The 24584-nt window shown below is 64.8% G+C and carries 18 protein-coding genes and 2 pseudogenes; 8 read left to right on the forward strand and 12 right to left on the reverse strand.

Going from position 1 to position 24584, the window contains the following annotated elements; all coding sequences use genetic code 11:
- Together IPP28_06560 and hppD are read right to left on the reverse strand one after the other, a co-directional pair.
- Window positions 1–510 (reverse strand): homogentisate 1,2-dioxygenase (locus tag IPP28_06560; protein ID MBL0040702.1); only part of this gene is annotated, 510 nt, incomplete at its 3' end.
- Window positions 493–1589, reverse strand: a pseudogene (gene hppD, locus IPP28_06565) (4-hydroxyphenylpyruvate dioxygenase). The gene IPP28_06560 and the pseudogene hppD, both read right to left, overlap by 18 nt.
- A 149-nt stretch (window positions 1590–1738) precedes the next feature.
- Between hppD and IPP28_06570 the strand changes: the two are divergent.
- Window positions 1739–2176, forward strand: a complete 438-nt coding sequence (locus IPP28_06570; protein MBL0040703.1) for a winged helix-turn-helix transcriptional regulator — start codon at window positions 1739–1741, stop codon at window positions 2174–2176.
- 53 nt (window positions 2177–2229) lie between these two features.
- On the opposite strand, the gene IPP28_06575 is transcribed toward IPP28_06570, so the two are convergent.
- Together IPP28_06575 and IPP28_06580 are read right to left on the reverse strand one after the other, a co-directional pair.
- Window positions 2230–3771, reverse strand: coding sequence for an MFS transporter (locus tag IPP28_06575; protein ID MBL0040704.1), 1542 nt, complete (start codon window positions 3769–3771; stop codon window positions 2230–2232).
- 169 nt (window positions 3772–3940) lie between these two features.
- Window positions 3941–4789: a tryptophan 2,3-dioxygenase gene (locus IPP28_06580; GenBank protein MBL0040705.1), complete on the reverse strand. Its 849-nt coding sequence runs from the start codon at window positions 4787–4789 to the stop codon at window positions 3941–3943.
- A gap of 331 nt (window positions 4790–5120) precedes the next feature.
- Here IPP28_06580 and IPP28_06585 point away from each other — a divergent pair.
- A pseudogene (locus tag IPP28_06585) lies at window positions 5121–8061 on the forward strand (carboxypeptidase regulatory-like domain-containing protein).
- A gap of 170 nt (window positions 8062–8231) precedes the next feature.
- Entirely contained in the window at window positions 8232–10928 is a 2697-nt protein-coding gene (locus IPP28_06590; GenBank protein MBL0040706.1) for a hypothetical protein, read from the forward strand.
- A 64-nt stretch (window positions 10929–10992) separates the two neighbouring features.
- Here the strand turns inward: IPP28_06590 and IPP28_06595 are convergent, their stop codons facing one another.
- Complete coding sequence (locus IPP28_06595; GenBank protein ID MBL0040707.1) at window positions 10993–13206, reverse strand: hypothetical protein; 2214 nt, start codon at window positions 13204–13206, stop codon at window positions 10993–10995.
- A gap of 141 nt (window positions 13207–13347) precedes the next feature.
- Here IPP28_06595 and pdhA point away from each other — a divergent pair, with 141 nt between their 5' ends.
- Genes pdhA through IPP28_06610 form a run of 3 tightly spaced genes read left to right on the forward strand, consistent with a single transcriptional unit; the run spans window position 13348 to window position 16851 of the window.
- On the forward strand, window positions 13348–14430 hold the full coding sequence (gene pdhA, locus IPP28_06600; protein ID MBL0040708.1) for a pyruvate dehydrogenase (acetyl-transferring) E1 component subunit alpha: 1083 nt from the start codon (window positions 13348–13350) through the stop codon (window positions 14428–14430).
- Complete coding sequence (locus IPP28_06605) at window positions 14423–15403, forward strand: alpha-ketoacid dehydrogenase subunit beta (GenBank protein MBL0040709.1); 981 nt, start codon at window positions 14423–14425, stop codon at window positions 15401–15403. The genes pdhA and IPP28_06605 overlap by 8 nt, the downstream gene beginning before the upstream one ends.
- Before the next feature lie 14 nt (window positions 15404–15417).
- Window positions 15418–16851: a 2-oxo acid dehydrogenase subunit E2 gene (locus IPP28_06610; GenBank protein ID MBL0040710.1), complete on the forward strand. Its 1434-nt coding sequence runs from the start codon at window positions 15418–15420 to the stop codon at window positions 16849–16851.
- Here the strand turns inward: IPP28_06610 and IPP28_06615 are convergent.
- From IPP28_06615 to IPP28_06635, 5 genes are read right to left on the reverse strand one after another with little or no spacing between them, the layout of a single operon-like run.
- On the reverse strand, window positions 16848–17660 hold the full coding sequence (locus tag IPP28_06615; protein ID MBL0040711.1) for a hypothetical protein: 813 nt from the start codon (window positions 17658–17660) through the stop codon (window positions 16848–16850). The genes IPP28_06610 and IPP28_06615 overlap by 4 nt on opposite strands.
- Window positions 17661–17669: 9 nt before the next feature.
- On the reverse strand, window positions 17670–17969 hold the full coding sequence (locus IPP28_06620) for a hypothetical protein (protein ID MBL0040712.1): 300 nt from the start codon (window positions 17967–17969) through the stop codon (window positions 17670–17672).
- A complete protein-coding gene (locus IPP28_06625) occupies window positions 17966–19318 on the reverse strand; it encodes a tryptophan--tRNA ligase (protein MBL0040713.1) in 1353 nt (450 codons plus the stop codon). Before IPP28_06625 ends, IPP28_06620 begins: the two co-directional genes overlap by 4 nt.
- A 3-nt stretch (window positions 19319–19321) precedes the next feature.
- Window positions 19322–19642 (reverse strand): CcdB family protein, encoded by a 321-nt coding sequence (locus tag IPP28_06630; GenBank protein MBL0040714.1) that lies wholly within the window; start codon window positions 19640–19642, stop codon window positions 19322–19324.
- The gene (locus IPP28_06635; protein ID MBL0040715.1) at window positions 19639–19869 is read right to left on the reverse strand and encodes a type II toxin-antitoxin system CcdA family antitoxin; all 231 of its coding nucleotides are present in this window, start codon (window positions 19867–19869) and stop codon (window positions 19639–19641) included. Before IPP28_06635 ends, IPP28_06630 begins: the two co-directional genes overlap by 4 nt.
- Window positions 19870–20002: 133 nt before the next feature.
- On the opposite strand from IPP28_06635, the gene IPP28_06640 reads away from it, so the two are divergent.
- Window positions 20003–21745, forward strand: coding sequence for a hypothetical protein (locus tag IPP28_06640; protein MBL0040716.1), 1743 nt, complete (start codon window positions 20003–20005; stop codon window positions 21743–21745).
- A 60-nt stretch (window positions 21746–21805) separates the two neighbouring features.
- Window positions 21806–22639: a hypothetical protein gene (locus IPP28_06645; protein MBL0040717.1), complete on the forward strand. Its 834-nt coding sequence runs from the start codon at window positions 21806–21808 to the stop codon at window positions 22637–22639.
- Between the two features lie 4 nt (window positions 22640–22643).
- Here the strand turns inward: IPP28_06645 and IPP28_06650 are convergent, their stop codons facing one another.
- Together IPP28_06650 and IPP28_06655 are read right to left on the reverse strand one after the other, a co-directional pair.
- Window positions 22644–23807: an ABC-2 transporter permease gene (locus tag IPP28_06650; protein MBL0040718.1), complete on the reverse strand. Its 1164-nt coding sequence runs from the start codon at window positions 23805–23807 to the stop codon at window positions 22644–22646.
- Between the two features lie 224 nt (window positions 23808–24031).
- Window positions 24032–24584 (reverse strand): ABC transporter ATP-binding protein (locus IPP28_06655; GenBank protein ID MBL0040719.1); only part of this gene is annotated, 553 nt, incomplete at its 5' end.

Genomic DNA, 24584 nt, shown 5'->3' on the forward strand with positions numbered 1-24584 from the left:
CATCTCGGTGACGAAGCGCAGACGACCCTGCTGCGGCACGATCAGCATCTCGCCATCGGCGTTGACGAAAAACCGGTCGGTCATCGACGCATTCGCGGCGTAGACATGCATGCCGACACCCGCCATCGCCGCCGGCGAGCCATTGCCGGCCATGGTGTACAGGCCATCGATGAAATCGGTGCGCGCGGCCGGCAGCGGGAACGGCGACCAGCGCAATTGGTTCGGATCGGCTGGTACCTCGTCGAAGCGGTTGTGGAAGGCACCCTCCGCCATCATTGCGAAACGCTGGTGCATCGATCCCGGACGGATGCGGTACATCCAGGAACGCAGGTTCGCGTGTCGCGGCATCGTGAACGCGGTGCCGGAAATCTGCTCGGCGTAAAGACCATGCGCCACGCGTTGCGGCGAATTGCGGCCCACTGGCAATGTTCCGGGAATCGCTTCGGTCGCGAATTCGTTGCCGAAACCGGATTGGTAGCGCAGGTCCATCCACAGCACTCCGCGCCGCATCTGGTCGCGTTCGATCGACTCGAACAGGGCCTGGAAATTGCCTTCGCCGAAGCCTTCATTACCCTTGCGCTGGATGATCTCGAAGAAGATCGGACCGATCGCGTTCTGGGTGAAGATCTGCAACAACTTGCGCTGCTTGGTCTCGGGGTCGGCGTCGATCAGGATCTTGTTCGCACGCAGGCGCGGCAAGTCTTCGCCATGGTTCGGGATGCGCTGGTCGACCACGTCGAAATAGGTGTCCGGCGTATCCAGGAAGCGCACCCCGACTGCCGCCATCTTTTCCACGGTGCCGTAGATGTCGTCGGTGAAGCAGGCGATGTGCTGGATGCCTTCGCCGCCGTACTGGTTCAGGTATTCGTTGATCTGCGACTTCGGATCCGAGGATTCGTTGAGCGGGATGCGCACCATGCCGTCCGGCGCCGTCATCGCCTTCGACAGCAAGCCGGTCTTGGCGCCCTTGATGTCGAAATAGCGGATCTCGCGGAAGTTGAACAGGCGCTCGTAATACTCGGCCCACTTCTCCATGTTGCCGGCATAGAGGTTGTGCGTCAGGTGGTCGATGAAGGTCAGACCGAAGCCCTTCGGCATCTGGTCGACGCCGGGCAACCAGACCCAATCCGGATCATGGATCGTGCCTTTGGCGTCATAACGGTCGACGATGTAGAGCATGCAGCCGCCGATGCCCTTGATTACCGGCGCGGCCACGGCCTTGGTCAGTTCATCGGCGGCATCGAAGGACTCGGCGCCGTTCTTCAGCGCCTGCATGCGCGCCCATTCCGCGAGAGCTTGTTGACGCGGATCGCGAAACCGCAAGCGCTCGGGCCGTGCTGGGCGGCGAAGCGCGCCGCGAACGAATCCGGATCTTCGTTGATCAGGAAGGTGCAGTCGCCCTGGCGGTAATTGGTGATCTTGCGCGTGCGGTGGCGCGCCACCGGCGTGAATCCGAGCATGCGGAAATAGTCGTGCAAGGACTGGGCCTTGCCTTCCGGCGCGGCGAACTCGACAAATTCGAATCCGTCGATGCCCATCGGATTCTCGAACGTGGTGACCTGCGTGCCTTGCTTGACCTGGGCGCTCATCACATTGCTCCAACGCTGTGCTGCGGGGCACTCCCGCGGGTGGCCGGCACTTTAGTTTCATGTGAAACTAGTTTCAAGGACCTCACACCGTACGCGCAACGCATGGCCAAGACGCCCCCGACCGCACACCGCTCGATCTCGAGTATTTCCTGCCGTACCGGCTGTCGGTGCTGTCGAACACGATCAGCGCCGCGATCGCGCGCGACTACGGCGAACGCTTCGGCCTCGCCGTGACGGAATGGCGGGTGCTCGCCGTGCTCGGTCGATACGACGGACTCAGCGCGGTCGAAGTCGCCGAGCGCACGGCCATGGACAAGGTGGCGGTCAGCCGCGCCGTGAATTCGCTGCTGAAGTCGGGCCGAATCAAACGCGGCACCCATGCCGACGACAAGCGCCGCTCGGTGCTGGCGCTGTCGGCGAAGGGAAGACGGGTCTACGACGAAGTCGCACCAACCGCCTTGCGGTACGAGCGCGAACTGCTGGCCGTGCTGGATGGCGAAGAACGCGTGTGGCTGGAACGCATTCTCGGCAAGCTCATCGGCGAAGGCCACGACGCGCTCGCGCGCGCCGCGTCGGTGCCGCGCTGAAACGACAACGGCGACCGAAGCCGCCGCTGTCGTCCCCTGTTCCTCGCGGCGTGTTACTTCACGCCATGCATCAATTTCTGGATCAGCGGCGCGATCAGGAACAGCAACACGCCCGAACCCACCAGCGCCCAGAAGCCGAAGGTGTAACCCGACAACGCCGAGGCCGTGGTCATGCCGCCTTCGCCCGACACGTGTCCGGCGAAGATGCCGGACAGGTTGTTGCCGATGCCGGTCGACAGGAACCAGCCGCCCATGCCGAAGCCGACCAGGCGCATCGGCGCCAGCTTGGTCACCATCGACAGGCCGATCGGCGACAGGCACAACTCGCCGATCGACTGGATCCAGTAGACCGCGAACAGCGTCCAGAACGGAATCTTCATCGAGGCCGGATCGACCAGCTTCGACAGGGCGAACATCAGCAGCAGGAAGGCAAGACCGTTGAACAGCAGGCCGAGGCCAAACTTGCGCGGAATCGATGGATTCCACGAGCCGAGCTTGACCCAACCCCAGGCGATGACCGGCGCCAGCGTGACGATTGCGATTGAATTGACGCTCTGGAACCACGCCGTTGCGAATTGATCCTGGCCGCTAAACCACAGAACGAAGTCTCGCAATGCGCCCGAGAAAATGTCTCGATTGACGATCTGATCAGCCAGGAAGGTAAAGGAGCTGCCGGCCTGTTCGAAGAACATCCAGAACAAGATGTTGAACGCGAAGATGATCAGCATCGCGATCACCTTGTCGCGCGCGACAGCACCGTTCTTGACGCCTTCGATGAGGAGCATGACTGCCAGCAAGACGAACATGATGGTCAGCACGACCTGCAACTTCGCCGCGCCCATGGCGAGCAGGAAATAGACGATCGGAATCACGATCGCGGCACCGACGAACACGGCGATGACGCGACCGATGCCGTCTGCACCCGCCGGCGCTTCACCCACGCCCTTGAGCTGTCCACGACCCATCCAGAACCAGACGAGCGAAATCAGCATGCCGATGCCCGAAACGATGAACACGACCTTGTAGGCCGGCATGGCCTCAACACCGAAAACCTTTTGAGCCAAGATCTGCGTCAGAAACGGCGAAATCATCGCGCCGAGATTGATGCCCATGTAGAAAATGGTGAAGCCGGAATCGCGGCGCTCATCACCGACCGCGTAGATCTTGCCGACCAGCGTCGAGATGATCGGCTTGAACAGACCGTTGCCAACGATGATGGTCGCGAGGCCGAGCTTGAAAACCTGTTCATTCGGCACCGAGATCATGAACAGGCCGATCGCCATGATCACCGCGCCGACCAGGATCGATCGTTGGTAGCCAAGGAACTTGTCCGCGACCAACCCGCCAAAGATCGCGCCGGCGTAGACGAGTGCGAGATAGGAACCGTAGATCAAGCCCGCCGGGGCCTGCCCGGCGCCATCACCGTTGTAGAACTGGGCAACGATATACAGCGTGAGCGCCCAACGAATGCCGTAGAACGCGAAGCGTTCCCAGAACTCCGACATGAACAGCATCCACAGCGGCCGCGGATGGCCCATCAACTGGGCGAACTCCGGCGGTGCCGGTTGGTTCGGCAGGCTTGCTCCACTCATCATCTTCTCCTCGAACTGATACGACACGACGGACGCCGTGCAGGGCTACACCCGAATCCGTCGGGCAAAAAAGTGCGGAAGATTTAGCGGCGAGTGCGAACCCGGTCAAACGATTCAGATGCTGCGATGCAACAAAAACACCACAGCGATCGATCGGACCGACGGCGAACCCTCAAGTCCCGAGCACGGTGCGCACTTCGAACAGTTCCGGAAAGAACGTCAGGTCCAGTGCCTTTTTCAGGAAACCGACGCCGGACGAGCCGCCGGTGCCACGCTTGTAGCCGATCACGCGCTCCACCGTCTTCATGTGCCTGAAGCGCCAATTCTGGAACTGCACTTCGACGTCGACCAGCAGTTCGCACAGGTGATAGGCCTCCCAGTGCGTGTCGGTGTCCTCGTAGATCCGCTTGAACACCGCGACGAGATCGGGATGGCGCTGATAAGGCTCGGACCAGTCGCGCTCGACGCAGGATTTCGGCACGGCGTGGCCCCGGCGGGTCAGGTGGCGCAGGAATTCGTCGTACAGACTCGGCGCTTCCAGCACGGCACGCAGGCCGCGCTCGGCCGCTTCGTCGTAGGCGAACACTTTCAGCATGTCGGCGTTCTTGTTGCCGAGCAGGAACTCGATGGTTCGGTATTGCAGCGACTGGAAGCCGGAGGCGGGACCGAGCACGTGGCGGAATTCCATGTATTCGCTTGGCGTCAGCGTCTCCAGCACCGACCACATCTCGATCAGCTGCTTCTGGATCACCTTCACTCGCGCCAGGATCTTCTGCACCGGATCGAGGTTGTCCATCGCCAAGCAGGTCGCGGCCGCCCGCAACTCGTGGATCATCAGCTTCATCCACAACTCGGCGACCTGATGCTGGACGATGAACAGCATTTCGTCGTGGTGCGCCGGGTTCGACAACGGCTTCTGCGCCGACAGCAAGGTCGCGAGATCGAGGTAGCCGTCATAGGTGAGGCGACTGCGCAGGTCGGTGTGAATGCCGGCTTCGAGCGCGCGCTTGTTGGTGTCCATCGTCGATATCCGAAAGATCGCAGCGCCTCGGCCGCGTCCCACCGACGGACACCAGGGTCAGACGATTTTGGCAACGGATGTGAATGGCCAAAGCTTCGGGATACTAGCCCGTCGGTGTGACAGTACGGCGTTGCCTTACCCTCTTATTCCATAAAGTAATAAGAGGCATATTGTTAAGGATTTGTTTGCTACGCCATACTCCGAAATTAGGACCAGCCTTGGTGGTTGGCCTTGATTTCCCCTGTATCGGGGTACACAAGAGGGTTGCATCATGACATCGAAGAAATTTGTGAAAGGCATGCGTCGTAGCATGCTGGCTACGGCACTCAGCATGTGCTTTGCTGGCGCAGCCTTGGCCGAAACCGGCAACTTGCGTATTTCCATCACCAATCCCAGCGGCGCACCGATTGTCGGCGCCACGGTGAAGGTGAGCTCGCCGTCCAGCCTGGTCTCGAAGACCGGCGTGACGGGCGCGGACGGCAGCGTCCGCCTGCAGGGTCTCGATCCGGCGACGAACTACTCGCTCGAAGTGGTTGCTTCCGGCTTCTCCGACTTCAGCGCGAGCAACGTCGCCGTCGTCAGCGGCAAGAACCTCAGCGTCGGTTACGTCCTCGGCGAGAAGAGCATGGAAACCGTGGTTGTCACCGGCGGATCGCTGGCGGCAGTCGACACCACCTCGGCCACCGTCGGCACGACGCTGACCCTGGACATCGTGGAATCGCTCCCGACCGGCCGTAGCTACCAGAGCTACCTGCAGTTGGTCCCGGGCGTGAAGCCCAGCGCCAGCGGCAATCCGTCGTCGCGTTCGGGCGTGAACTACTCCGACATCGGCGGCGTCTCCGGCACCTCGACCGACAACGTCTATGTCGTCGACGGCGTCGACGTCACCGACAGCAACACCGGCACGTTCGGTGCGAACTTCAACTCGGAAATCATCCAGGAACAACAGGTGCTCACCGGTGGCGTGCCGGCCGAGTACGCGGGTGGTTCGGGCCTGATCTCCAAGGTCGTGACCAAGTCCGGTGGCGACGAATGGCATGGCTCGCTCAACTACTACCTGCAGAACGACAGCCTGGTGGGCGACGACGAGCACAACACCTCGTCCGGCTTCTCGACCTATGACACGGCGTTCACCCTGGGTGGCCCGATCATCAAGGAAAACCTCTGGTTCTTCAGCTCGTTCCAGAAGAAGTATCGCGAGGACGACGTCCTCAACGCGAATACCGGCGCAGCGCTGCGTACCGTTGATTCCGACAACGACCTGGCCTTCCTGAAGGCCACCTGGCAGATGACGGACAACGACCGCCTGTCGGCGTCGTTCTTCAACGACCCGGCCGAATTCAGCGGTTCGCGCAATGCGACGACGCTGAACAACCGCGACTTCGCGCAGAAGCAGGGCGGCGACAACTACAAGCTCGAGTACACCCGCGACTGGGACAACCTGCTGCTGAACGCCTATGGCTTCCGCCATGAAGGCGAAGTCTCGCAGATCCCGGCTGTCACCTCGGTGTCGCTGAACAACGTCGCATTCCGCGGCATTCCGTCGACGATCGCCGACCGCAGCCAGGGCGGTGGCGGCACCGCGCTGGAAACCCAGCGTGACCGTGACGAACTCGGCCTGACGCTCGAGTACTTCCTCGACACCGCGCATGGCACCCATACCATCAAGGGTGGCATCACGGCTTCCGACAACGTGTACTTCGAAGACTCGCGCATCACCGGTCCCGACCATGCGCGTTATTCGTCGATCGCGGCGGCCAATGCCGGCGTGACCTTCGCACAGTTCGTCGGTACCGGCTGGGCCGGCACGCGTTCGATCGTGAACGCCGACATCCCGCGCATCCTCGCCGGCATCAACAGCCGTTCGGACAGCGCCTATTTCGTCGGCCTGCTCGACACCAACCACGACGGCACGATCTCGTCGGCTGAAATCAGCGCGTACCAGTTCACCAGCACGACCGGCAATCCGACCGGCCAGGTCAACAACTACCGCATCATCGAAGACACGACGGCGCCGTACGAAGTCACGACCGAAGGCAAGACCTTCTACCTGCAGGACACCTGGACGCTTGACCAGTGGACTGTGAATGCCGGCGTCCGTGCTGAAGAATGGGCCCATTTCGACTCGAACGGTGAAGAAACCTACACCTTCGATTGGGAATTCGCTCCGCGCGTGAGCGTGGTGTATGACCTGTTCGGCGATGGCCGCAGCAAGGTCTGGGGCTTCGGCGGTCGTTACTACGATCCGATCCGTACCAACATGACGGGACTTCGCGGGCGGCTTGACCGGTCCGGTCCTGAATGAGCAGATCTTCCTCGGCGACCGTTGGGTCACCTTCCGCGTTCGCGGCGGCGCGGTCACCCCGGATGCAGTGTTTGCACCGGCGACCAAGACCCCGTACACGGATGAGTTCCTGATCGGCTACTCGACCACCTTCCGCGACGACATCGGCCTCTCGGTCACGCTGACCAAGCGCGAGACCCGCGACATCCTGGAAGACTACGATCTGGCGCTGTATTCGGATCCGACGGTCGAAGCCGGCAACCCGGACTTCGAAGGCTACGCGGGCCCCGGCTCGGCGTACTACCTGCCGTATTCGTACTTCGGCTTCGACGGCGTTCCGAACGCGAACTACGTGATCGGCACGCTCGCCGGCGGCAAGCGCGACTACCTGGGCTACGAAATCACCCTGCAGAAGTTCAAGACCGAAAATTGGCAGGGCCAGGTCTCGTATACCCACAACTCGGCCGAAGGCAACTCGAACTCGGACAGCAACGCGGACTTCCAGGGTGACTGGATTGCCCTCGACCCGCGCGCCCCGAACGCCTACGGCGACCAGCCCGGCAACATCAAGCACCAGTTCAAGGCCTTCGGCTCGTACAGCTGGGACTTCGGCCTGGAACTCAGCGGCGTGTTCAACTGGAACAGCGGCATTCTGTATAGCCGCGCGCAGCTGATCTCCGGCCGTTACCTGCCGGTGATGGGCGACGTCTACGAAGACGGCGGCGTGTACGACTCGTTCATCCTGCCGAACACCGTCGGCAGCGAGACCGGTCCGTCGTACTACACCCTCGACATGCGTGCGAAGTACGACTGGAAGCTTCCGGTCGGCGAGCTCGAAGTCTTCCTCGACGTGTTCAACATCCTGGACGCGCAGAAGTCGACGAACGTGATGCCGCTGATCGCAGGCAATGGCGTGTACGACTTCGGCGAAGCCAACGCGTGGGTTGCCCCGCGTCGTGCCTACCTGGGCGTGCGTTACTCGTTCTAAGCCGGGTCCATTCGGTTGCGAAACCGGATGTCGGCGCGAAAGCGCCGGCAGACCGGACCGCAGACAAACCCCGTGTCTCCGGACACGGGGTTTTTTTTTGGCTTCGGAAACCGTCATCGCAAGTGGCTAAACTCGCAAACCCAATTGCTGCAACCGGATGGATCACGCCCATGCACTCGACCCTGATGTCTCGGATCGCCCGCGCCGCCGGCGTGTGGATGGCCGCCCTCGCTGCGCTGCCAGCTTCGGCACAGACCCCGGGCATGGTGATTTCAGAGTATCTGGCGAATCCGGCGGGCACCGATTCACCGCTGGAATACGTCGAATTGGTCGCGACTCGCCCGATCGATTTCACGGTAACGCCCTACACCGTGGTGTTTGCGAACAACGGCACCGCCACGACCAATGGCTGGCGCGCGGGCGCTGCCTTGACCTATGCCTTTGCCATCACGACGGGCAATGTGGCCGCGGGTGATGTCGTCTATGTCGGCGGGTCGTCCATGGCGCCGGTCGGGACCAAGCTTCGGACGATCGATACCGGAACCACGGCAGGTGACGGCGCCATCGGCAACGCCAACGCGACCGGCGTTCTGGGCAACGGCGGCACCAATGCCGACGGCATTGCCGTGTTCGATGTCGCGGTCGCGAGCCTGACCAGCAGCACGGTCCCCGTGGACGCGATCTTCCTCGGTACCGGCACCGGCACGGCGGTCGTCAGTGGCGGGACCGCCGGTTACGAACTGCCGGTCAATGACCGCTACACCGGCGGCAAGCTGCAGTCGACGAGTTTCTTCGCGCTGGATCCGGTGAGTGGCACCCCGACACACGCCACCGGGACCCTGAACACCGGCAGCGGTGTCTGGACCACCACCCGCACCTGGGCGAATACCGCGGCGACGGCCGGCACGACCATCACCCTGACCGCAGCACAACCCGTGCTCAGCATCAGCAATGTCGGATCGACCAATGAAGGCAACGGCGCGACCACGACCTTCTCCTTCACCGTCAGCCTCAGCGCAGCGGCCGGCCCGGGCGGCGTGACCTTCGACATCGCGACCGCCGATGGCAGCGCGACCGCGTCGTCCGACTACACGGCGAGATCCTTGACCAGCCAGACCATCCCGGCCGGCAGTTCGACCTACACCTTCGATGTGCTCGTCAACGGCGACACCGTGTTCGAGCAGGATGAGGACTTTCTGGTCAACGTCGGCAACGTCGTCGGCGCGACGCCAGCCAGTGCCCAAGGCCAGGGCAGCATCCAGAACGACGACGCCGAACCGACTTTGACGGCCACGCCGGCCAACGCCGGCAATGTCAGCGAAGGCAACGCCGGCACGACCCCGGTGAGCATCACCTACAGCTTGAGCGGACTGGCCCAGGACGACCTGACCATCGACCTGCACACGGCCGACGGCAGTGCCGATGCCGGTGACTACAACGGCTTCGCGATGGGCGACACGATCACCATTCCCGGCGGCAGCCTGAGCGTCGTGTATTCGGACATCACCGTGATCGGCGATGGCACGATCGAGCCGGACGAGACCTTCACGGTGATCGTCGACAACTACTTCTTCGGTGCTGGGCGTCGCGCCCCCACCGGCGTCGTCCTTCCGACCTCGACGATCACGATCGTCAATGACGATGCCGTGCCGATGGAATTCTCGATCGACAATGTCACGGTCACCGAGGGCAATGCCGGCACGACCAATGCCGTATTCACGGTGACGCTCGCGAATGTGCCGGTGCCGCCGCTGGGCGGATTCAGCACGACCGTCGACTTCGCCACGGTCGACGGCAGTGCGGCTGCACTCAGCGACTTCCTCTCGACCAGCGGCAGCTTGAGCTTCAGCGGGCCGGGCACGCAGACCATCACGGTGCCGATCATCGGCGACCTGACCGACGAGATCGACGAGACCTTCACCGTGGCCCTGTCCAATCCGAGCGGCGCGACGATTTCGTCCAGCGCGGGCACCGGCACCGGCACGATCACCGACGACGATGCCGCACCAACGCTGTCGATTGCCGACCGCCAAGTCGTCGAAGGCAATGTCGGTACCACCAATGGCGACTTGACCGTCACCTTGAGCCAGGCCTCCGGCCAGACCGTGACCGTCGACTACGCCCGCAGCGGTGGCCTCTTCGGTCCGTTCGACTTCACCTTCGCACCCGGCAGTCTGAGTTTCGCACCAGGCGAAACCAGCAAGGTCGTGCCGATCCTGGTCAATGCCGACACGGTCTACGAACCGACCCTGACCCAGGAAATCACGCTGAGCGGCGCCAGCAGTGCGGCCCTGGCCGACACCCTCGGCGTGCTCAGCGCGCTCAACGACGACGCGGCCTCGGACCTCGGCGCCAGCATCGTCGACTCGCCCGATCCGGTCAGCCAGGGCGGTGCGATCACCTACACGATCACCCTGTCCAACGCCGGACCGGGCGAGGTGGCCGGCGGCTACTTCAACTTCGCGCTGCCGACCGGTACGACCTTCGTTTCGTTGACGTCGCCAGCGGGATACCTGTGCGACACGCCGGCGGTCGGCGCGAACGGCGCGATCTTCTGCGCCGAGGGCAGCGCTCGCTCGGCGCCAAGCGCCAAACAGGCCGCATCGGCCAAGCTGATCGGCAATGCCGACTTCAGCGTGGTCGCAAATGTCGACTTCGCGGTTCCGGTCGGCACGCTGCTGACCAGCATCGTGACCACGGGCCAGGTCTCGTATGACGCCAACGCCGCGAACAACACCGCACCGGTATCGACCCTGGTGGGTGCCGCCCCGGTGTCGCCGCCGATCCCGACCCTGGATCGTTATGGCCAGTGGCTGGCAGCGCTGGTGCTGTTGGCGGTCGCGTTGCGCGCCTTGCGTCGCGATTGAATCGGGACGGGATCTGATGTCGACGACGAAGGCGCCTGCGGGCGCCTTCGTTGTTTTCGGGGACTCAGGGGTCGCGCCAGGCCTGCTGGTCGGCGGCGTGGTCGCGCAGGTACAGGGTGAAGTCGCGATAGGCGCGATGCGTGCTGGTATTCACGATCGCTGCCCGCGACGATTCCAGGCGTGGGCACCACAGCAAGGACGGCCACGGCAGGTGTTGCGCCAAACCCGCGTCCAGCGGCGGGCTGATCGCGTAGCAGGCGAGCAGATCGTCCAGGCCCAAACGCAGCGCGATCTCGCCATCGGCTGCAGCGCTCACGACCGCGAACGGTGAGTCGAGCAGGTTCATCGCTGCATCGATCGCCGGCGGTTCGGGCACCGGCGCGATCGTCGCGACTGCACCGAGCTGGAGCATCGCGAAGCCGTCATGCAGGCGATAAAACGCCCGCAATTCATCCGGCAACGCGCGATCGATGCGCTGCTCGGTCGCGGCGATCGTCGCGTCGTCGGCCGGTCCCGGCCAGTCCGGCACATCGAGGAACCAGCGCAGCCACCACGCAGGGCGCACGAACGATGCCACCAATTCCTCGGTTCCGGCATCAGCCAAATCGGTGAACGCTCGCGCACGTTGCTGCGCCAGTTCCTCCGGCGTCATCGCATTCGCGGCCGGCGCCGCATCGGAGAATCCACCCGCACCGAGCATCAGGGCCGCGACTGCCAACGGCACCGCCAGCAGCACGGCATAAACGCCGCCGGTGAGCACTCGCGAAGGCAACGACATCGGCACCACATCGAGGCTGCGCACGATGTCCTCGGCCTGCGCGATGCGGGCTTGCGCGCGCGTGGCCGGCCCAAGCACCTGATCCAGCGCATCGAAGGTGAGACGCAATTTGCGCGCGCGCACGGCATCGACCGGCACGCCTCCCTGCGCCAGCAGATGCCGGATCGCACGCCGGTTCTGCAGCAGCGGTCCCAACTGAGCCAGCTGCAGCAATACGATCACCGCCAGACCGACCAGACCGAAGGTGAGCGACACCACGGCGCCGGCCACACACGCGCTCGCGAGGAAAGCGATGCGCAGCCCGTACCAGCGGGCTGGCAGCATCGCCTGCACGATATGGCCGCCATCGAGCGGTGGCACCGGCACGACATTGAGGTAATTGATCGCCAGGAAGATCCAGGCCGAATGCAACACCCAGTCCTCGCTCCGCTGGGTGAGCGCAACGAACAGCAGACCCCAGCCGATCAGGATGCCTGGCAGCGGACCCATCAAGGACATCCAGGCACGGTGGGTCGCACTTGGGTGGGTCTCGTGCCCGACCGTCACGCCACCGACCAGCGGCAGCGCCAGCATCTGCACGTTGCGATAACCGAACGCGCGCATCGCGAGGTAGTGCCCGGCTTCGTGGATGGCGATGACGACGAGCAGGATCCACGCGAACTGCCATCCGAAGACGATGCCACCCACAACCATGAACAAGGCGACACTGAGCAGGAACAGCAGTGCCTGCATTGTCGCCGTCGGTGCGCGTTCGCGGATGCGCGCGCTGGTCTGCGCGATCTGGGTCAGGCGCACCGGCGGAATCGGATCCGCGTTCGTCGGCCATTTCGGTCGCGACCAGAACGCGCGCAAGGCGCGGATCGCGAATCCGAGGCGTGGCCGCGCGATGCCGTCGCTGCACTCGACCAAGGCACCGCGCGCAATCAGGCGTTCGCGGCGCGTGTTCATCCAGCGCCCGGCCAGATCGACGAGTACCGCATCGCTGACCGCATCCGGTGCAGCCACGCCGTGCCGAGCGACGAATTGCCCATGTGCCGCCAGCAAGTCGCTCATCGGCGCCGGTGCCAACAACTGCGCCGGCTCCTCGGGCGTTGCGGTGATCGTGAAGAACGGATCGCTGGGCTGGCTGACGAGGGTGCGTCCATCGGCGAGCCGCGTGGCCAGATAGCAGACGCAACGATTCGGCGTCTCGGCCAGAAACATCGGCAGCAGGAAGACCAGCGTGCCATCGGACTCGTGCCGCCAGCACGCCATCGCGCGCACATTCGCCGCCTCGACCGGCTGCGGCGTGATCGACAACCAATCCGGCCCGCTGAAGCCCAGCGTCGACCATTCCTGATTCGCGACCGCGATCACATCCTCGGCCCCGAGCAGGGACGACCAGTCCCCCGGCACCAGGCGCGCCGACTGCTTCAGGAACGGCATCGCCAACATCGCGCGCAGCTGCAACACCAGGACGACGAAGACGATGGCAGCAATGATCGCGATCAGATCGAACATGGGCGACTTCCGGGCAGGATGTCCCGAAGTAGCCGAATGCCGGCGGTCGCGCAAGCCCGCAGCCCGCCCGCGTCAAACAGCACAGCTTGCGCCCGGGCAGCGTCGCTTGCTATCAAACCCGCCTGCCTCGGGAGGGCATGCATGAATACCGTTGCCAGTTTCACGATCGGATATCGACAGGTGCTCGATCCGGAGGGCCGCATCGTTGACGCGCTGCCGGAATTCGCGCGCGATCCGGCCGTGCTCGTCGACCTCTATCAGCGCATGAGCTTCACCCGCGTGTTCGACGGCAAGGCGGTCGCGCTGCAGCGCACCGGCAAGCTCGGTACCTATGCCTCCTGCCTCGGCCACGAAGCTGCGCACATCGCGATCGGCGTGGCGATGCAACCCGAGGACGTGTTCTGTCCGATGTACCGCGAATACGGTGCGCAGTTCGTGCGCGGCGTGAAGCCACGTCATGTATTGCTCTATTGGGGTGGCGACGAACGCGGCAACGATTTCACCGGCCCGAAGCATGACCTGCCCTGGTGCGTGCCGATCGCGACCCAGTGCCTGCATGCCGCCGGTGCCGCGCTCGCGTTCAAGCTGCGCCACGAACCGCGGGTGGCGGTCAGCGTGGTCGGCGATGGCGGCTCGTCCAAGACCGATTTCTATGCCGCGATCAATTCCGCCGGCGCCTACACCCTGCCCTACGTCGGCGTGATCGTGAACAACCAGTGGGCGATCTCGGTGCCGCGCAGTGCGCAGACCGGCGCGGAAACCCTCGCGCAGAAAGGCCTCGCCGGCGGCCTGCAGTGCGTGCAGGTCGATGGCAATGACGTGATCGCGATGCTCGCCGTGATGCAGGAAGCGATCGCGCGCGCGCGCCGCGGCGAAGGCGGCACGGTGGTCGAGGCGGTGACCTATCGCCTGTCCGACCACACCACCGCCGACGATGCCCGTCGCTATCGTCCGGACGACGAAGTGAAGCAGGCCTGGGACCGCGAACCGATGCGGCGCCTGCGGCGCTACCTGGAAGCACTCGGCGTCTGGGACGAGGCACGGGAACAGGCGTGGAAGGAACAATGCGGACGCGAGGTCGACATCGAGGTGAACGCCTATCTCGAAACCCGCTCGCAGCCGATCGAGTCGATCTTCGACTACCTGTACGCGGAAGCCCCGCACGACATCGCCGCGCAGCGCGCCGAGGCGATGGCATGGGAAGAGGGTCGTCGTCATGGCTGAGATCACCCTGATCGAGGCGGTGACGCAAGCGCTCGCCTACGAGATTGCACACGACCCGAGCGTGGTCGTGCTCGGCGAGGATGTCGGCGTCAACGGCGGCGTGTTCCGCGCGACCGCGGGACTGCATGCGCGTTTCGGTTCCGAACGCATCCTCGACACGCCGCTCGACGAGACCACCATCGCCGGGCTCGCAGTCGGCATGGCCTTCCAGGGCATGAAGCCGGTGGCGGAAGCGCAATTCGACGGCTTCATCTATCCGATGTTCGACCACATCATCTGCCACGCCGCACGCATGCGCACGCGCACGCGCGGCCGACTGCATTGCCCGATGGTGCTGCGTGCCCCCTGGGGCGGCGGCATTCGCGCCCCCGAACATCACTCGGAAGCGCCGGAAGCCTTGTTCGCGCATATTCCCGGCCTGCGCGTGGTGATCCCGTCCAGCCCGGCGCGGGCGTATGGCTTGCTGCTCGCCGCCATCCGCGATCCGGACCCGGTGATCTTCTTCGAGCCCAAGCGCATCTATCGCCAATACAAGGAAGCCGTGCCGGACGATGGCGAGTCCTTGCCGCTCGACGTCTGCTTCGTGCTGCGCGACGGTTCGGACGTTACGCTGGTGACCTGGGGCGCACACGTCAAGGAAGCGCTGGAAACCGCCGATGCGCTCGCCCGCGAAGGCATCAGCGCCGAAGTGATCGATGTCGCGACCGTGAAGCCACTCGACTTCGACACCATCCACGAGTCGGTGAAGAAGACCGGCCGCTGCGTGATCGTGCACGAGGCCGCGCGGACCGGCGGCATCGGCGCCGAGATCGCCGCGCAACTGGCCGAAAAGGCGATGTTCGATCTGGTCGCGCCAGTCGAACGCGTCACCGGCTACGACACCCCGATGCCGCTGTTCCGGCTCGAAATGAAATATTTGCCGAACGTCGACCGCATTCTCGCGGCGGCGAAGCGCACGCTGGCCTACCGCTGATTCCGGAGATCGCCATGAGCATCGACAAGGATTTCCTGTTGCCCGACCTCGGTGAAGGCCTGCCCGACGCCGAGATCGTCGAGTGGTTGGTGAAGGAAGGCGACACGGTGATGCTGGACCAGCCTTTGGTGTCGATGGAAACCGCGAAGGCGGTGGTCGAAGTCCCGTCTCCCTATTCCGGCATCGTGGCCAAACTGCACGGCAGGGCGGGCGACGTGATCGATACCGGTGCGCCGCTGGCGACGTTCGCGGTCGATCCGACCTTGCCACAGCGCGCCGAGGCCGAGGACACCGGACATCATCATGCGCCGAAGCCGAAGGCTGCCCCTCAACCGCCTTCGGCACCTTCTCCCCGCGAGCGGGGAGAAGGAAGTGCGACCGCTACGGCAGCACCCGCGATCACGACCGCCGCACCGGCGGACCGTGCCGACGCCGGTACCGTGGTCGGTGCGATGCAGGCCAGCAACGAGGTCAAGCACGAAGCCGTGATCGCCATCGGCGGCATCAAGGCAATGCCGGCGGTGCGCGCCGCGGCGAAGAAACTCGGCGTCGACCTGACGCGCGTGCGCCCGAGCGGCCCCGACGGCGTCATCACGATGCAGGACGTGAAACACGCCGCAGCCAATCCGTCGGCGCTCGCGTCCATTGCTCCCGCGCCGCAAGTGCACAGCGCTGTCGCAGTCCCGACTTCTCTCTCGCCCCGCACCAGCGGGGAAAGGGCCGGGGTGAGGGGCAACGATCCCTACACCGCCGACCCCCGCTCGCTCGCCGGCAAACCCGTGCGCACCACGCCGCCAGGCGTGCCGGCGTCGGGACAACCGGAACCGATCCGCGGGGTGCGTCGCAACATGGCCCGCATCATGGCCGAGGCGCATGCCCAGGTCGTACCGACCACGCTCTGCGACGACGCAGATCTGCATGCGTGGACGCCGGGCAACGACATCACCGCGCGCCTCATCCGCGCCATCGTCGCGGCCAGCAAGGCCGAGCCGGCGCTGAACGCCTGGTTCGACATGGCCAACGGCACGCGTACCCTGCATGCGCGTGTCGACGTCGGCATCGCCGTGGATACGCCGGAAGGTTTGTTCGTGCCGGCGCTGCGGAATGCCGACATGCTCGATGCACGCATGATCCGCGAAGGTGTGAACCGTCTCCGCGCTCAAGTCGAGGACCGGTCGATCACGCCCGATGAACTCAAGGGCTACACGATCTCGCTGTCGAACTTCGGCATGTATGCCGGCCGTTACGCCACGCCGGTGATCGTGCCGCCCTGCGTCGCGATCATCGCCGCCGGCAAGGGCCGCCATCAGCTCGTGCCGGTGATGGGCGGCATCGAAACCCACAAGCTATTGCCGCTGTCGCTGACCTTCGACCATCGCGCTGCCACCGGCGGCGAAGCCGCACGCTTCCTCAAGGCGATGCTCGACGACCTGGCACGCGCGAACTAGGTCAATCGCCGCTTCGACTTCTGCGGCGCGGTCGTCTTCTCATCCTTCGGCTTCATCGCATCGCGATGCATGGCGATGGCGACGACCAGGGTCAGGACTTCGACCAGCAGGATGAAGAAGTACAAGGCCCAAGTCAGCGGACGTCCGACGCCGAACACGCCGGCCTCGAACCAGGGCGAGATCCAATCGCCCGCGAAGACGAGCACGAAGGCACCGAAGAAGGCGACCAGAAAGGCCACACCGAGCCGGAATCCGGCTGTCATGATCGAGGCCCAGACGAAGACGCCGCCCTCCTTCTTCCAGCGCGTCACTTCCTGGAAAGTCGAACCGAGCAGGGCCGCCGCCATCGCCAGCAGCGCCCAGTGCAGGTCGGCACGAACGATCCACGCCACCGCCTCATGCCAGGCAACGGACGCGGATTCGGGGCGGCCGGTGCCACCCGGATTGAACAGGATCGCCGCCCACATCGCGCCCCCGAAGATCAACGACGACACCACGATGCGGACGATGCCACCTGCGCTTTTCGCGAACGCCTTGCACGAGACCACGAAGGTCGACAGAAACCAGCCCACCCAGAAGATCAGCAGGAACTCGACCACGAACGGCAAAGCGAGCAACCACGGCGGCGGATCATGGGCGCGGATGGCGCGTGCCAGCAGGCCGTACACGACCAGCAATGTCGCCACGCGCGTCGCGATGCTGACCCAGTCCGAACGATGCGAGCGCACGAACTCGCGATCGAATTCGGCCTCGGTATATCCGCCGAGTTCCTGACGTTGTTCGGCTTCGGAGCGAGATTTGCGGCTCATGGCCGAATGCTACTGCGAACCCTGGCCCGAACGCGGCCTCAACCACGCCGCGATGGCGAGCACGCCGAGGAAGGCGCCATACGCGTACAAGGTGGCCAGCACTTGCGCCCAGATCGGGTGGTAGCCGGTGGTGTCGGTCTGCATGCCGAGCCCCATGCCCGCGGCGCTGAGGGCGACCGCAATGACGAGCGCGATGACATCGAGGCGATTCCGCGCCGCAGAGCGCGGCGATTCCTTCGGCAGGAACCAGTAGGCACCGCCGACGATGATGAACCAGGGCAGGAACAGGATCAGCGCAAGCACGCTCATGCTTGCACCTGCTTTTTGGCTTGGGCTTCGGCTTCCAGTCGCACCAGCACGTCGAGTGCCGCGCTGGCATCGGCCGGATCGACCACGTCCGGCACGTAGGCCACGGCCGCACCGTCGAGCACGAGTTCGCCATTCGCGATGGCCGCTTCACCGCGCTTGATACGAGCGATCGCGGCACCCGCCTCCTTGCCGTCCGCGAAGCCGATGCTCTGGGCCAGCACGCCGGCCGATTTCTCGCCCAGCTTGAAGTAGAACTGGCCGTCGCTGTCGCGGTACTGCTTCAGCTCGGGCTGCAGCGCCTCGCCGGATTTCTCGACCTTCGTCTCGGCAACCGCGACCTTCGCGACCGAACGCAAACCCACCGCGTCGCGCAGCGTCGCGATGAAAGGGCGCGATTCCTCGCGCGCGCGCTCGGCGCCTCGCAACAACAGTGCCTCAACGTCGTTCGGGTTGGTCATGTAGTGACGATAGCGTTCGCGCGCTGGCGCGAGATCGCGATCGATGCGCTCGAACAGCGCTTGCTTGGCGTCGCCCCAACTGATGCCGTCCTGATAAGCCTGGCGCATCGCCGCGGTTTCCGCAGGCGTGGCGAAGGCCTGGTAGATCGAGAACACGTGCGAGGCGTCCGCATCCTTCGGTTCACCCGGCGCCTGCGAATTGGTGACGATGCTCATCACCAGCTTGCGCATCGTGGCCGGGTCGTCCCAGAGCGGAATGGTGTTGTCGTAGCTTTTCGACATCTTGCGGCCGTCGAGCCCGGCCAGCGTCGCGGTGTTCTCGTCCACCTGCGCTTCCGGCAGCGTGAAGTAATCGCCGCCGTAGATGTGATTGAAGCGCTGGCCGAGGTCGCGCGCGATCTCGATGTGCTGCACCTGATCCTTGCCGACCGGCACCGCATGCGCGTTGAACATCAGGATGTCCGCGGCCATCAGCACCGGATACATGTACAGGCCGGCGCTGATGCCGGCATCGACATCGACATCCTCGGCCGCATTCGCATCGACCGCGGCCTTGTAGGCGTGCGCGCGATTCAGCAGACCCTTGCCGGTGACGCAGGTCAGCAGCCAGGTCAGTTCCGGAATTTCCGGGATGTCGGACTGGCGATAGAACATCACCCGCTCCGGATCGAGCCCGAGGGCCAGCCAGGTCGCGGCGATTTCGAGCGTCGAACGCTGCACGCGCAACGGATCGCTGCAGGAAATCAGCGCGTGGTAGTCGGCGAGGAAGAAGAAGGAGTCGACATTCGCATCGCGACTTGCCGCGATCGCCGGCTTGATCGCGCCGACGTAATTGCCGAGGTGCGGGGAACCGGTCGGCTTGATACCGGTGAGGACACGACGTTTTTGCATGGATCAGATTCCGCTGAAAAGTAGATCGAGCGCAGCAACGATGCGCGTGTGTTCTTGCCCGAGATTCGCGACTCGCTTGCTCAGCACGTGGATCGGTACGGAGGCGATTTGCTGGGTCAGCATGATGACGACTTCGCCATCGATTTCGAACTCGGGATTCACTCGGGTCAGCTTCTTGCTGGCGAGTGCCAACGGCCTGACCAGAGGCGCGACCACCCGGGTGTCGATGGCATCGAGCAATTCCGATTGCAGGACCAGCAAGTAAGGCACGGTGCGCGCATCGCGCTTGCCCGGATTGCGAACGACATCGAACCGACGGATCACCACTGCCGATACTCTTCGCCGAAGACACCGTGCTCCTCGACATACCGGTTGTACGCCGCGATCGCTTCGCGATTTTCCGCCAGCCATTGCTCGGCACGCTTGCGCTTGACGATCTCGGCCAACGCCTTGTTCAACTCGGCCGACAGGTTCAGGTCCAGCGCCTTCGCTTCGGCCAGCAGGTCGGCCTGGAGACTCAGGTTGGTCGGCTTCTTGATGACGCTGTTCATGGCAGGCACCCGGTTCATGCGCATAGATTATGCGCATGAACCGGGTGCTGCAAACAACGCGGCCGGCGTCACAGCGGCAACGCCCGAGCCCGCGTTACAGTCCGTCACGAAACCGGGTCATGGGGGAACGGTCATGCGCTGGCATTGGGGGATTCTCGGCACGCTGGGGCTGCTGCTGGCGTGGCCGGTCGCAGCCGTGGACGGGTTCTTCGCCGCGCCGGTGCCGACCGGTTCGGTCGCGGTCGATCTGCATGCCACTGAAGCCGTTGCCCCGGCCACGCCGGTCGTCGCCAGCTTCGGCGTGCCGTTCCCGCGTGGCTCGATCACGGCGGCGCAACTGGCCAATCTGCGCGTGCTCGACAATGGCGTCGAGATTCCGGCCTACGTGCAGTCGCTGACGCCATGGCGCCATCGCAGTGATGCCGGCATCGACGGGCAGTCGGTACGCGTCGCGCTGGTGCAGGTGGAAGTCGCATTCGCGAACCCGAGCCTGCCGAAACACCTCGTCGTCGAATGGGGCGGCCCCGCCCGGACCCTGAACCGACCGACGCGGGTGTTGCGCGCGAGCACTTGGCACCTGGTCACCAGCGGCAGCTTCGCGCCCGCCGACAATGTGCTCGAACCCAATGTCTATGCCACGCTGCCGGCGTCCTGGCTGAGCCGCGGCGCATTGCGCACGAGTCAGGTCGTGCCGTTTGCTGCCGATCATCCGGCGACCCGCGACGACCCGGCCACGAACGATGCCATCGCGACCTGGCCCGGTTTCACCGAAGCCGACCACGCGCTGAAAAACGGCCTCTACACCGTCGTCAACGAGGACGACCTGCTGGTCACGGTCGCCAACCAGTGCCCTTACAAGACCGCCTTCGAGCCGTGGCTGTACGACCGCGCCGCGACCATGTTCACGCTGCACTTCCGCAGCGGCTTCCTGAAGCCGTTGCGCGAGGCAGTGCGCCACGCCGAGTTCTATCGCGCACGCGTCAACGGCAGCGGCTTCTTCAGCCTGAACGCGAGCGACAACAAGTATTCGTTCAACGAGTCGCTGGCCTACGCCTACTGGATGACCGGCGACGACACCTTCCTGCCCGCGATCACGAACACCGCGAACGCGCACAACGGCAGCCCGCACGCCTGGACCGCAGCACTCGGGTTCTGGACCGAACGCATGGTGGCGTTCAAGCTGATGGCGCATGCGATCGATTACGAAGTCACCGGCAGCACCACGCGCCGCGACGGCATCAACGCCATCGTGGCGGCGCTGGTCGCGCATCAGAACGGCATGCCCGGTGGCATTCCCGCGAACCGCATCGATGGCGGCTGGTATCACACCGGCGACCAGCACGGTGACTGGGATGGAGCCGCCTACGGGGCTTCGACATGGATGACGGCGCTGCTGACCGATGCCTTGCGTCGCGCCTACATGACCGCGGAAGACATCGCGACGGCCGACATGATCCGGCGCAGCGGCGGCTTCCTGCGGAGCGCATTGCGCACCGAAGCCGGCGACTACGGCACCGTGCTGGCACCACGTTACGTGATCGAACACGACGGCACCGACTTCGCGATCGAGGAGCCGATCCATGATGCCGAACACGCGCTCGACGTGGTCGCGGCCATCGCCTGGGCCGACTACTTCGGCGCCTTGGTCGGACCGCGTGACGCGACGCTCGCCGGCACCGTCGACGCGCTTTACGACACCTACGACCTGGGCGTGAACTTCTGGATTCGCCCGACCGCGCCGTCGTCGGGGCTCACGGCGTTCCGCATCAGTCCGTGGCGCAAGTGGGGCTGGGAGCACCGCACCAGCGACGGTCTGGCCTGGGCCGTCGCGGCCGCTGCAGCTGAATCGCCGCTGTTCGGCAACGGCTTCGAATAGAACCCGAACCCCGCCGGCCGCATCCCATCGTTGCACCCATCACCCACGACGGAGGCGACGATGAAAGCGATGTTCGGAATGATCCTGGCCCTGGCCACCACCACGACGCAGGCCCATGTGCACAACCTGGTCGATCTGCAGGTCGTCGACCGCGACACCGGACGTGTCATCGAGGTGCATCACAAGGGCGGTCGCGCGTATGTTGCCGGCGAACCCGGCCATCGCTACGCGGTGATGATGCAGAACCGCACCGGCGAACGCGTCATGGCCGTGCTCAGCGTCGACGGGGTGAATGCAGTGACCGGCGAGACCGCCGACCCCTACCAGGGCGGCTATGTGCTCGGTCCGTACGAACGCGCCGAGATCAACGGCTGGCGCAAGTCGATGAGCGAAGTCGCGCAGTTCGTGTTCAGTGCGCCGGAATGGAGTTACGCCGCACGCACCGGCCGTCCGCAGAACGTCGGGGTGATCGGCATCGCGGTGTTCCGCGAACGCGCGCCGATCTACGTGCCGCCGGCACCGCCGATCTATCGTGACGACGACTGGCGTCGCAAGAATGCGCAGGCGCCCTCTGCTGCGAACGAGGCCGAAGCAATGGCGCAACGCGGCCAGCCGGCGCGCTCGGCGGGAGCCGCTGCGGATGCCGCCGCACCGTATGCCAAGCGCGAACGCAGCGCAGACTTCGCTTCCGAACTTGGCACGGCGCACGGCCAACGCGAATGGTCGCAGGTGAACACGACGCAGTTCGAGCGCCGCTCGTCGCGCCCGGACGAAGTCGTCGAAGTGCAGTACGACACCTGGGAACACCTGGTCGACCGCGGCGTGATCCGCCAGCCGCGCTGGGGCCGCGAAGAACCGCGCGCCTTCGCCGGCGGTTTTGTGCCGGACCCGTAAACACTCAATCCGGCTGGCGCGTGATCCGCCACGCGCCAGCCGCACCGCAGAGCAAGCCGGTCGCAAGCAGTATGGCGACCGGCGTCGCCATTTCAGCGTAGGAGAATCCGCGCCAGGTGGCGCCTTCGATGCCGATCACCGCCCACTTCACCGGGCTCAGGTTCGACAGCTGCAACATCCACGGCGGCATGACGAACAAGGGAATCATCGCGCCGCCGACCATCGCCAGCGGCATCATCACCGCCCAGGCCGCGCCACTCGCGGTCTGCACCGTGCGGCCAAGACTGGCGAGCAACATCATCAATCCGGTGAACGCGACCGCCGCCGCGACGAAAGCCGCCAGCAACTTCGGCAGCGAATGCGGTACTACGCCGAACACGAGCGCGCCGACCGTGCTCATCAGCAGCAGCGACACGATCATCACGGCAAAGCAGGACAGCGCCTTGCCAAGCAGGATCGAACCCGCCGAGAGCGGCGCGCTGCGCAGGCGGCTCCAGGTCCCCTGCATGCGCTCGAGCACCAGCGAGGTCACGAAACTCATCAGCGCGCCGAGCAAGGCCCAGAACATGCCTTGCGTGAAACTGATCGCGAAACCGTTGCTCGGACCGCGTTTCGCAACGGTGATTTCGCGCGCAGCCACTGCGAGCGGCGTGAAGCCGGCGCCGCCGCCGGCCTCGCCCTGTGCCGCCGGTGCGGACGCTTGCGGCGTCGCCATCATCGCGTCGAGCGCGTCGTAGAAATCGCTGAACTGCTGGCGCGAGGCCGGATCGACGCGATCGAGATCCGCGCGCGACGCCGCCAGCCACTGCTGGCGCGCGGCAGGGTCGCTGATGCTGGAAAACATCGCCTCGCCGCCGAGTTTCATCAGCATGCCTTCGATCATCGCGCGCTCGGCCTTGCGGCTCGGGTCCAGCCACAATTCGACCTGCGGCGGGTCGCCACTGAAGGTGCGCGCGCTGCGTTCGCCGAATCCGACCGGCAACACGATGGCCGCGCTGCGCTTGCCCTGGCGCACGAGTTCCTCCGCCTTCGCAGCGTCGACGCGTTCGACGTCCAAGGTGTCGAGCTTCAACATCGATTGCGCGAAGCGTTCGGTCACCGCGTGTTGCTCCTGCACGACCAGCGCAACCTTGGGCCGGCTGCTGCCACCATCACCGCCGAACACCATCCCGAAAGAAGATCGCGACCAGCAGCGGCCAGCCGATGGTGAAGAACAGCGCGCCGCGATTGCGCAGCAACGATCGGGATGTCCTTCGCGGCGAGAGCAAGCAGGGCCGTCATCTCAATCCCTCAGGCTGCGACCGGTGAGGTGCAGGAAGACCTGCTCCAGACGCGGTCGTTCAACATGGAAGCCGTCGATCGGCCCGCTCGCGGCGAACCGATTCAGCTCGGCTAGCGGATCCGTTGTCTCGATGCGCTCGCTGCGACCGCCGCGCTCGACCACGAGCACCGGCGCACCGCCATGCGTGCGCAGCAGGCCGGGCACGCTGTCGACGGCGAGCACGCGCCCGCGATCGACAATGGCGACGCGGTCGCAAAACGTTCGACCTCTTCCATGTAATGCGTGGTGTAGACGATGGTGCGGCCAGCCGCCGCCTTCAAGGCCAGCACGTTCTCGAACAAGGCATTGCGCGACTCAGGATCGACGCCGGCCGTCGGCTCGTCGAGCAGGATCAGTTCCGGTTCGTGCACGATCGCGGCCGCCAGATTCAATCGCCGTTGCATGCCGCCGGAATAGCCGCCGGCGCGATCATGCTGGCGATCGGCCAGTTGCACGAAATCGAGCGCGGCGTCGACGCGCCGCGCGAGGTGGGCGCCGTGCAAACCGAACATGCGCGCGAAGAACGCGATGTTCTCGCGACCACTGAGGTTCTCGTACAAGGCCAACGACTGCGGCGCGAGTCCGATGCGTGCCCGCAGGACCGGATCGCGCGGACTGCCGCCG

The organism is Lysobacterales bacterium, assembly GCA_016721845.1.
Lineage (GTDB): Bacteria > Pseudomonadota > Gammaproteobacteria > Xanthomonadales > Ahniellaceae > JADKHK01.

Coding starts and splice junctions, on each gene's coding strand:
- IPP28_06615 (MBL0040711.1), bottom strand. CDS start 17,660: ATGAGCCGCAAATCTCGCTCCGAAGCCGAACAACGTCAGGAACTCGGC.
- IPP28_06635 (MBL0040715.1), bottom strand. CDS start 19,869: ATGAACAGCGTCATCAAGAAGCCGACCAACCTGAGTCTCCAGGCCGAC.
- IPP28_06640 (MBL0040716.1), top strand. CDS start 20,003: ATGCGCTGGCATTGGGGGATTCTCGGCACGCTGGGGCTGCTGCTGGCG.
- IPP28_06595 (MBL0040707.1), bottom strand. CDS start 13,206: ATGTTCGATCTGATCGCGATCATTGCTGCCATCGTCTTCGTCGTCCTG.
- IPP28_06590 (MBL0040706.1), top strand. CDS start 8,232: ATGCACTCGACCCTGATGTCTCGGATCGCCCGCGCCGCCGGCGTGTGG.
- pdhA (MBL0040708.1), top strand. CDS start 13,348: ATGAATACCGTTGCCAGTTTCACGATCGGATATCGACAGGTGCTCGAT.
- IPP28_06625 (MBL0040713.1), bottom strand. CDS start 19,318: ATGCAAAAACGTCGTGTCCTCACCGGTATCAAGCCGACCGGTTCCCCG.
- IPP28_06610 (MBL0040710.1), top strand. CDS start 15,418: ATGAGCATCGACAAGGATTTCCTGTTGCCCGACCTCGGTGAAGGCCTG.
- IPP28_06580 (MBL0040705.1), bottom strand. CDS start 4,789: ATGGACACCAACAAGCGCGCGCTCGAAGCCGGCATTCACACCGACCTG.
- IPP28_06645 (MBL0040717.1), top strand. CDS start 21,806: ATGAAAGCGATGTTCGGAATGATCCTGGCCCTGGCCACCACCACGACG.
- IPP28_06620 (MBL0040712.1), bottom strand. CDS start 17,969: ATGAGCGTGCTTGCGCTGATCCTGTTCCTGCCCTGGTTCATCATCGTC.
- IPP28_06575 (MBL0040704.1), bottom strand. CDS start 3,771: ATGATGAGTGGAGCAAGCCTGCCGAACCAACCGGCACCGCCGGAGTTC.
- IPP28_06605 (MBL0040709.1), top strand. CDS start 14,423: ATGGCTGAGATCACCCTGATCGAGGCGGTGACGCAAGCGCTCGCCTAC.
- IPP28_06650 (MBL0040718.1), bottom strand. CDS start 23,807: ATGGTGTTCGGCGGTGATGGTGGCAGCAGCCGGCCCAAGGTTGCGCTG.